The 7,592-nt window shown below is 36.7% G+C and carries 9 protein-coding genes and 1 tRNA gene; 5 read left to right on the top strand and 5 right to left on the bottom strand.

Features of this window, described 5'->3' with window-relative positions:
• Positions 1–3: 3 nt before the first annotated feature.
• Positions 4–76, bottom strand: a tRNA-Lys gene (locus EKL99_RS14335).
• Between the two features lie 127 nt (positions 77–203).
• Here EKL99_RS14335 and EKL99_RS14330 point away from each other — a divergent pair.
• Entirely contained in the window at positions 204–722 is a 519-nt protein-coding gene (locus tag EKL99_RS14330) for a shikimate kinase (protein ID WP_126577169.1), read from the top strand.
• Here the strand turns inward: EKL99_RS14330 and EKL99_RS14325 are convergent.
• Complete coding sequence (locus tag EKL99_RS14325) at positions 714–1,214, bottom strand: phosphoribosyltransferase family protein (RefSeq protein WP_126455725.1); 501 nt, start codon at positions 1,212–1,214, stop codon at positions 714–716. The genes EKL99_RS14330 and EKL99_RS14325 overlap by 9 nt on opposite strands.
• Before the next feature lie 178 nt (positions 1,215–1,392).
• A complete protein-coding gene (locus tag EKL99_RS14320; RefSeq protein WP_126460811.1) occupies positions 1,393–1,785 on the bottom strand; it encodes an RNA-binding S4 domain-containing protein in 393 nt (130 codons plus the stop codon).
• Between the two features lie 80 nt (positions 1,786–1,865).
• On the opposite strand from EKL99_RS14320, the gene EKL99_RS14315 reads away from it, so the two are divergent.
• Positions 1,866–2,846 (top strand): FKBP-type peptidyl-prolyl cis-trans isomerase, encoded by a 981-nt coding sequence (locus tag EKL99_RS14315; protein WP_126460814.1) that lies wholly within the window; start codon positions 1,866–1,868, stop codon positions 2,844–2,846.
• Positions 2,847–2,918: 72 nt separating this feature from the next.
• Here EKL99_RS14315 and EKL99_RS14310 read toward each other — a convergent pair whose 3' ends face one another.
• Positions 2,919–3,872, bottom strand: coding sequence for a transketolase family protein (locus tag EKL99_RS14310; protein ID WP_126515735.1), 954 nt, complete (start codon positions 3,870–3,872; stop codon positions 2,919–2,921).
• A 115-nt stretch (positions 3,873–3,987) separates the two neighbouring features.
• Positions 3,988–4,839 carry a transketolase gene (locus EKL99_RS14305; RefSeq protein ID WP_126556365.1) on the bottom strand — a complete coding sequence of 284 codons (852 nt, stop codon included), beginning with the start codon at positions 4,837–4,839 and terminating at the stop codon, positions 3,988–3,990.
• Positions 4,840–4,989: 150 nt separating this feature from the next.
• Between EKL99_RS14305 and EKL99_RS14300 the strand changes: the two genes are divergently transcribed.
• The 3 genes from EKL99_RS14300 to EKL99_RS14290 all read left to right on the top strand — a co-directional run bounded on the left by EKL99_RS14300 (position 4,990) and on the right by EKL99_RS14290 (position 7,286).
• A complete protein-coding gene (locus EKL99_RS14300) occupies positions 4,990–5,577 on the top strand; it encodes a Crp/Fnr family transcriptional regulator (protein WP_126455733.1) in 588 nt (195 codons plus the stop codon).
• A gap of 86 nt (positions 5,578–5,663) precedes the next feature.
• On the top strand, positions 5,664–6,161 hold the full coding sequence (locus EKL99_RS14295; protein ID WP_126577168.1) for a hypothetical protein: 498 nt from the start codon (positions 5,664–5,666) through the stop codon (positions 6,159–6,161).
• Positions 6,162–6,194: 33 nt separating this feature from the next.
• Complete coding sequence (locus EKL99_RS14290; protein ID WP_126460826.1) at positions 6,195–7,286, top strand: alkene reductase; 1,092 nt, start codon at positions 6,195–6,197, stop codon at positions 7,284–7,286.
• The last annotated feature ends 306 nt before the right edge of the window (positions 7,287–7,592 follow it).

Here is a 7,592-nt window from a genome sequence, read left to right as displayed (position 1 = left end):
TTGTGACCCGACTGGGGCTCGAACCCAGGACCCCATCATTAAAAGTGATGTGCTCTACCAACTGAGCTATCGAGTCATTTTCTTTCCTTGAATGCGGGTGCAAATATAAGGACTTATTTTGGAGTTTTCCAAGCAATTTTATTATAAATTTGTCTTTTTTAAACAAAATTACTCAACACCTTAATTTGTAAGGTTTTATTCAGATGAAAAAAATAATTTTATTAGGTTATATGGGGTGTGGTAAGTCTACAATTGCAAATAAGTTGTCCAAAATTATCCAATTTCCTTTTGTAGATTTGGATGAAAAGATAGTAGAGAAGATGAATTTGTCTATAAATGCCATTTTTGAAAAGCATGGAGAAATTTATTTTAGAAAGGTAGAACACGAAGTTTTTATCGAATTATTAAACGCTCCCGAATCATGTATTATAGGTTTAGGTGGAGGGACTCCTTGTTATGCCAATAATCATGAGTTGCTAAAAGGAGATAATGTTGTTTCTATTTATCTAAAGGCTTCTATTGAAACGTTATTGAACAGATTGGCTTTTAATGTAAGTAAGCGTCCACTGATTGCGGATAAAAGTCCTGAAGATATGAAAGAGTTCATAGCAAAACACCTTTTTGACAGGAGCTTTTATTACAACCAAGCGCAATATAAAGTTGTGGTTGATGCTAAAACAATCGATCAGACTGCGCAGGATATTGTGGCTCTTTTAGCTTAAATACGCATAATTAGTATCGTTTTCATCAAAAACAACTTGTACGTGCTCTAATAACGAAGTAGAAAGCGAGATTCCTTTAAAATCTGCTTTTACAGGATACTTTTTGTGATTTCTATCCACAAGCACTGCGGTTTTGAATTTTTTCAAAGGAACATCTATAAAGTGTCGTACGGCATAGATAAGTGTCGTTCCGGAGTTTAATACATCATCTACCAGAACTAAACCTTTATTGGTATACTGTTCTTTTGATAACGAAGTATGAATGGGTAATTGAGGGTTTTGTTTGTTGATCTGCACTTCGCATAGTGCAACTTTAAGAGGGGAAATAGTTTCCAGGACGGCGGCTATTTTTTTTGCGAAAATGAAACCATTACTGGCGATTCCTGCAATGACTATTTCCTCTTCATCTACGAAAGTTTCATATATTTGGTAGGCAATTCTTTTTATTTTGTGATCAATTTCCTGATTTGTTAAGATGATATTTTTGCTCATTATTTAAAATTTTTATATTCCCCTCCCCAACCCTCCCCGAAGGGAAGGGAGCTAGGACTGGCAAAGGTTATTCGATGTTTTACTTAATTTTTATTTGTCACTTATCTTACATTCAAAACTCTGGGGTGAGAATTGTGTTTGATAAAGTTCATTCGGGATTGTACTTAATTTACTAAGGCTAGTCTCCCTCACCTTCGGGGAGGGTCGGGGAGGGGAGAAATTCATCAATATCTCTTCGATCTTTTTTGGTAGGTCTTCCCGTGCCATTCTTTCGATAATGTTCTTTTGATAGTTTTAGTAATTCTAAATGTTGATACGCTTCTGCCGGAGTATCGTTTCGTCTGTAAATATCAACCAGTTTTGCTCCGACACGATTTTCCGGGATATCCAACACGGTGATTATTTGGGTAATTTGGTCTTTCCGAAACGTGATTTTGTCAGTAGCGAAAACTTCTTTAGAAGGCTTGGCAACAAGACCGTTAACGGTTACGTGATTCTTTTTGCAGGCTTCAGTAACCATATTTCGGGTTTTATAATACCGCACGCACCATAAATATTTATCTATTCTCATAAATTTTCTAAAATAGGAGTTAAATTGTTTACAAAAATCAATCAATATTGTATCTTGCGCACTTAAAAAAATTAGCTATAATGAACAAATTTAAGTATTATTTTATTCTATTAATTACAACTATCTCTTTATTTTCATGCTCAAAGGATGAGGCTGCTGAAATTCAACCGCCTAGAGATTTCGCAGTGCAATATGCGACTGATTTAACGGATATCGAAGAATATTTAAAAAACTATTATATCACAGTTGTAAATCACGCCGGTTTCCCGGACGACCAGGACGTTAGCTATACAAAAATTCCTGCAGGAGGTAGCCAGCCCTCTATCTGGTCTTATAAAGATAAAACAACCTTTCCTAAACTTTTGAGTAGAGATGTCAAACTTCATGATATAACGTATACCTTGTATTATTTAGTGCTTAGAGAGGGAGCGGGCAAATCTCCTACTAATGCTGATGCGGTATTGGCTTCTTACAAAGGAGATTATTTATCCCGAACCACGGTTTCGGAAGTTACGACACTTTCTGCTACTCAGTTTGAGGTGGTAAAAAACCCACAACAATTCTTTAGTTTGCTTACTACAGTAGTAGGATGGGGCGAAACTTTTCCGCAATTTAAGACTGGGACTTACGATTCTAATACAGATGGGACCGTATCTTACAGAGATTTTGGAGCAGGAGTAATGTTTTTGCCTTCTGGATTAGGATATTATAATTCAGGAAGTGGATCGATTCCTTCTTACGCACCTCTAGTTTTTAGTTTTAAATTATACGAAATTAACAGACTGGATTCAGATGGTGATGGAATCATGAATTTTCAAGAAGATCTTGACGGCGATGGTTATATGCGCGTTTTAGCGACAGGAGTTATAAATCCGGATGATACGGATGGAGATGGAATTCCAAACTTTTTAGATACTGATGATGATGGAGACAGTGTGAGTACCAGAACGGAAATCACGGATGCTAATGGCGTTTTAATCCCATTTGAATCTATCCCAAGCTGTAACGGAAATACTACTGATCCGGCAAGAATCAAAAGACATTTAGTAAAATGCAATTAAAACATACAAATCAAAAAAAATCCAGTTCAATTTGAACTGGATTTTTTTTTTTGTATAAGTAAAAGGAAGCTATTATTTTCTTTTCATTACTCTTTGAACCGCTTCAACAATCGCTTGATTGTTCAATTTGTATTTATCCATTAATTGTTCTGGTGTTCCGGACTCTCCAAAGCTGTCATTCACTGCCACGAATTCTTGTGGTAATGGGCTGTTCAAAGCTAAAACTCTAGAAATGCTTTCGCCCAGACCACCAAGAATGTTATGCTCTTCAGCGGTAACAATACATTTTGTTTTTTCCAATGATTTCAAAATTGCTTCTTCATCTAATGGTTTGATCGTGTGAATATTGATTACTTCAGCAGAAATACCTTGTGCTTCTAATGCTTCAGCTGCGATAAGAGCTTCCCAAACTAAATGTCCCGTAGCAACAATAGTTACATCAGTCCCTTCCGTTAAAACAATCGCTTTTCCTATTTCGAAAGGTTCGTCAGCGGGCATAAAGTTAGGCACAACCGGACGACCAAAACGCAAATAAACAGGACCGTGGTGATCCGCAATTGCCAATGTAGCCGCTTTTGTCTGGTTGTAATCACACGTATTGATTACCGTCATTCCCGGTAACATTTTCATTAAACCAATATCTTCCAGGATTTGGTGTGTTGCACCATCTTCTCCTAAAGTTAATCCGGCGTGTGAAGCACAAATTTTCACGTTTTTCTCTGAATACGCAACCGACTGACGAATTTGGTCGTACACTCTTCCCGTAGAAAAATTAGCGAAAGTTCCCGTGAAAGGAATTTTTCCTCCAATAGTTAAACCGGCAGCAATTCCAATCATGTTGGCTTCTGCAATTCCAATTTGGAAAAAACGTTCTGGGTGATTTTTCTTGAAATCATCAAATTTAAGAGAACCAATTAAATCTGCACAAAGTGCCACAACATTCTCGTTTTTTTGACCTAATTCAGTCATTCCCGCTCCAAAACCCGAACGTGTATCTTTACTTCCTGTATTTGTATATTTTTTCATTTTCCTCCCCCAACCCCTCCAAAGGAGGGGAGCTCCTATTGGGGTAAATAGGGTTTTAAATTTTTATTTAATGATTCTGTAGCTGTTTCTCCCCTTCGGGGAGGCTAGGTGGGGATTAGTAGTCGCTTTCTGCTGCTGTGTAGTTTTGGCCTAAAGCAATTTCAAGTTGCGTATCATTAGGCGCTTTACCGTGCCAAGCGTGACTGTACATCATAAAATCTACCCCATTACCCATTTCAGTGTGCAACAATACACAAACTGGTTTTCCTTTTCCAGTTCTGGATTTGGCATCATTCATTCCGGCAATAATAGCTTCGATATCATTTCCTTTTTCAATTTCTAAAACATCCCAATCAAAAGCTTCAAACTTGGCACGAATACTTCCCATGGCTAAAACCTCGTCAGTTGTTCCATCAATTTGCTTTCCGTTTAAATCGATTGTAGCAATAAGGTTGTCCACTTTTTTTGCAGCAGCATACATGATTGCTTCCCAGTTTTGACCTTCCTGTAATTCACCATCACCATGAAGTGTATAAATAATATGGTTGTCACCATTCAATTTTTTTGCTTGAGCAGCACCAATCCCTACTGATAATCCCTGTCCAAGAGAACCAGATGCAATACGTATTCCTGGTAAGCCGTCATGTGTAGTTGGGTGTCCTTGTAGTCTTGAATTGATCAAACGGAAAGTAGCTAGTTCTGCTGCTGGAAAATAACCGCTTCTAGCTAAAACACTGTAAAATACAGGTGAAATATGCCCGTTTGAAAGAAAGAAAAGATCTTCTCCAATACCGTCCATATCAAAACCTTCTTTGCGTTCCATTATATTTTGATATAAAGTGACAAGGAATTCAGTACAACCTAGAGAACCACCTGGGTGACCTGAGTTGACAGCGTGTACCATTCGAAGAATATCTCTTCTGACTTGGATTGTTAAATCGTTTAATTGTTGTGTGTTCGGTTTCATTTGTGTGTTAAAATTAGACTGGGCAAAGGTAGTCAGATATTTTGATTTATACAGACTTCCATTTTTAGATTTATCAATAGTTATCAAGGATTGTTTTTTTAGCAGCAATACTATTTTTAAGAATTCTTGATTATTTAGTATCTTGCAACCATGTTTCAACAATTATTCAAAAGCATTCAGGAAAAAGTGATACTGACTCAGGAAGAAATGGAGTTGTGTAAAACTTTTTTTATCCCTAAAAGATTACGCAAAAAACAAATCCTGTTGCAAGAAGGAGACATTTGTGTCTACAATGCCTTTATTGAAAAAGGAATACTGCGCTCTTTTTCCATCGACGAAAAAGGAAATGAACACATCGTACAATTTGCAATTGAAGGCTGGTGGATCGCAGATTTGTCCAGTTTTCTAACAAATAGTTCCTCTATTTATACGATTGAAGCCTTGGAGGATTCTGAACTGCTTTTGCTGACAACATCGGCAAGAGAAGCTTTAATGGATAAAGTCCCCATGTTTGAAAGATACCAACGCTTGCTTTTGCAAAATGCCTACATCGCCAATCAAGCCAGAATAAATTCGACTTTAACAGAAACCGCCGAAGAAAAATACACCAATTTAGGAATTGCTTATCCCGGAATTGTTCAACGTGTACCCCAACACATGATCGCCTCTTACCTTGGTCTGAAACCGGAAACATTGAGTCGGGTTCGCAAACAAATTAACAATCGAAGTTCATTTTAATTGACATAGATCAATAGAATTTCTTGTTTTACATCAACGAAAACTTTTGCAATACAGCCTTAAATTTGTCCTGTAAATATAAGTCGATGTCAAATAGAACCACATTTGCAGTCCTAGGAGTTTCAGTAACCAATAGTATTGTTTTAGCAAAGCAAATTGCCAAAACCAATCCCGTTTTGCTATTTGATCAAAAAGCCGCTACACTTTTGGAGGTGTATACCGAAATTATTTCAGAGAATCCGAAGGCAAATGTAGAAATGATGATTTGTCCAACCAATGCAAGTTGGGAGGCAGATATTATTATACTTTCAAATGATGTGGCAACAAATGTTACTCTTATTGAAAAAATCAAAAAAGTGGCAACGGGTAAAATCGTACTTATTTTGGGAAACGAAATGGAGGTGATTAATTCCGAAAGTACACTGGATAAATTACAGCATTTGTTTCCTTTTTCTAAAGTTATTCTGAGCAACGAATCAGCGTATGATTCTAACGATTCCCTTCTTTTGAAAGGAAATGAGCAAGAAACCTTAAACACTATTTTAACTCTATTTACAAGTATTGGTTTGAAAGCCAGTATTTAATTTAATAAAACACTAATTTTTAACAAAAATCAAATGAGTAAATCAATTTTATTTCAACCCTATACATTAGGAAGCAGTACTTTAAAAAATCGAATGGTGATGGCTCCAATGACCAGAAGCCGTTCTAATAATGAAGGTAATGTTCCTACTGCACTTACGGCAGAATATTATACACAAAGAGCTACAGCAGGTTTAATTGTTTCCGAGGGAACTTTTGTGAGTACAAAAGCAGTGGGTTTTATCAATGTGCCCGGAATTTACAGTGCAGCACAAACCGAAGGTTGGAAACTGGTTACAAAAGCAGTTCACGAAAAAGGAGGAACTATATTTGCACAATTGTGGCACACGGGACGGTTGTCGCATCCGGATTTGCATAATGGCGAATTACCACATGCGCCATCCGCTTTGAATCCGTATGCAAAAGCTTACACAAAAGACGGTTTTGTAGACACTGTTGTTCCAAAAGAAATGACTATTGAAGACATAAAACAAACCGTTTTAGATTTTAAAAATGGAGCTAAAAATGCTATTGAGGCGGGTTTTGATGGTGTCGAATTGCACGCTGCCAACGGCTATTTACTACAACAGTTTTTTAATGGTTATTCCAATAATCGTACCGATGAATATGGTGGTTCAATAGAAAATAAAACCCGAATCCTTTTTGAAATTCTAGATGCTTTAGCCGGTGTTATTGATTATTCTAAAGTGGGTGTTCGATTGAATCCTACCCTGCATAATACGCAGGGAATGATGTTAGATGAACAGACAATTCCTACTTATGAATATATTGTAAACCGTTTGAATGACTATGGTTTAGCGTATGTGCATTTGACGGAGCCTTTTACGCCGGTTGATGATGTACCTTTTGCTGTTACTGAAGTAGCTAAGCATTTCAGACCGTTTTACAAAGGAACATTAATCATCAATAAAGGGTTTACAAAAGAAATGGGAATCAAAGTGCTTGAAGATGGGTATGCAGATCTTGTTGCTTATGGAGTTCCCTTTATTGCAAATCCGGATTTAGTGGCTCGTTTTGAGACTGATGCTCCATTAAGTAAACCAGATCAAAGCACGTTTTACACGGATACTGTGAAAGGATATACTGATTACCCGGCCATGGTTTAATAAAGAAGTATGCTTGTCTGTAGTTCTACGTAAGAAATATTTTTTGACACACATTTCATATATTTTTACAAATTAGACATTTTTTTATTGAAAATCTGTGGAATCTGTGTCGGTTTTTTGTTTGGTACGATTGCGTACAAGCAAATAAATAAATTAAACAAGAATAGTGTCAAAATACCATTGTCTTTATTTTGAGGTTCAATTATAATTCACAAGAAAGCCCGCAATATGGACATGCCCCAAAAAGTTAGACACTATTTGGGGCATTTTTTATGGAAAAAAAAGTAAAATATGATTATGCATTTA

This window comes from Flavobacterium sp. ZB4P23, assembly GCF_003970375.1.
GTDB lineage: Bacteria > Bacteroidota > Bacteroidia > Flavobacteriales > Flavobacteriaceae > Flavobacterium.
The sequence above is the reverse complement of the archived record's forward strand: the minus strand, read 5'-3'. Positions and strand labels throughout refer to the sequence as shown.

Excerpts from the sequence above, each read along its gene's own strand:
- EKL99_RS14300 (WP_126455733.1), top strand. The coding sequence starts at position 4,990 with ATGTTTCAACAATTATTCAAAAGCATTCAGGAAAAAGTGATACTGACT.
- EKL99_RS14325 (WP_126455725.1), bottom strand. The coding sequence starts at position 1,214 with ATGAGCAAAAATATCATCTTAACAAATCAGGAAATTGATCACAAAATA.
- EKL99_RS14295 (WP_126577168.1), top strand. The coding sequence starts at position 5,664 with ATGTCAAATAGAACCACATTTGCAGTCCTAGGAGTTTCAGTAACCAAT.
- EKL99_RS14315 (WP_126460814.1), top strand. The coding sequence starts at position 1,866 with ATGAACAAATTTAAGTATTATTTTATTCTATTAATTACAACTATCTCT.
- EKL99_RS14330 (WP_126577169.1), top strand. The coding sequence starts at position 204 with ATGAAAAAAATAATTTTATTAGGTTATATGGGGTGTGGTAAGTCTACA.
- EKL99_RS14320 (WP_126460811.1), bottom strand. The coding sequence starts at position 1,785 with ATGAGAATAGATAAATATTTATGGTGCGTGCGGTATTATAAAACCCGA.
- EKL99_RS14310 (WP_126515735.1), bottom strand. The coding sequence starts at position 3,872 with ATGAAAAAATATACAAATACAGGAAGTAAAGATACACGTTCGGGTTTT.
- EKL99_RS14290 (WP_126460826.1), top strand. The coding sequence starts at position 6,195 with ATGAGTAAATCAATTTTATTTCAACCCTATACATTAGGAAGCAGTACT.
- EKL99_RS14305 (WP_126556365.1), bottom strand. The coding sequence starts at position 4,839 with ATGAAACCGAACACACAACAATTAAACGATTTAACAATCCAAGTCAGA.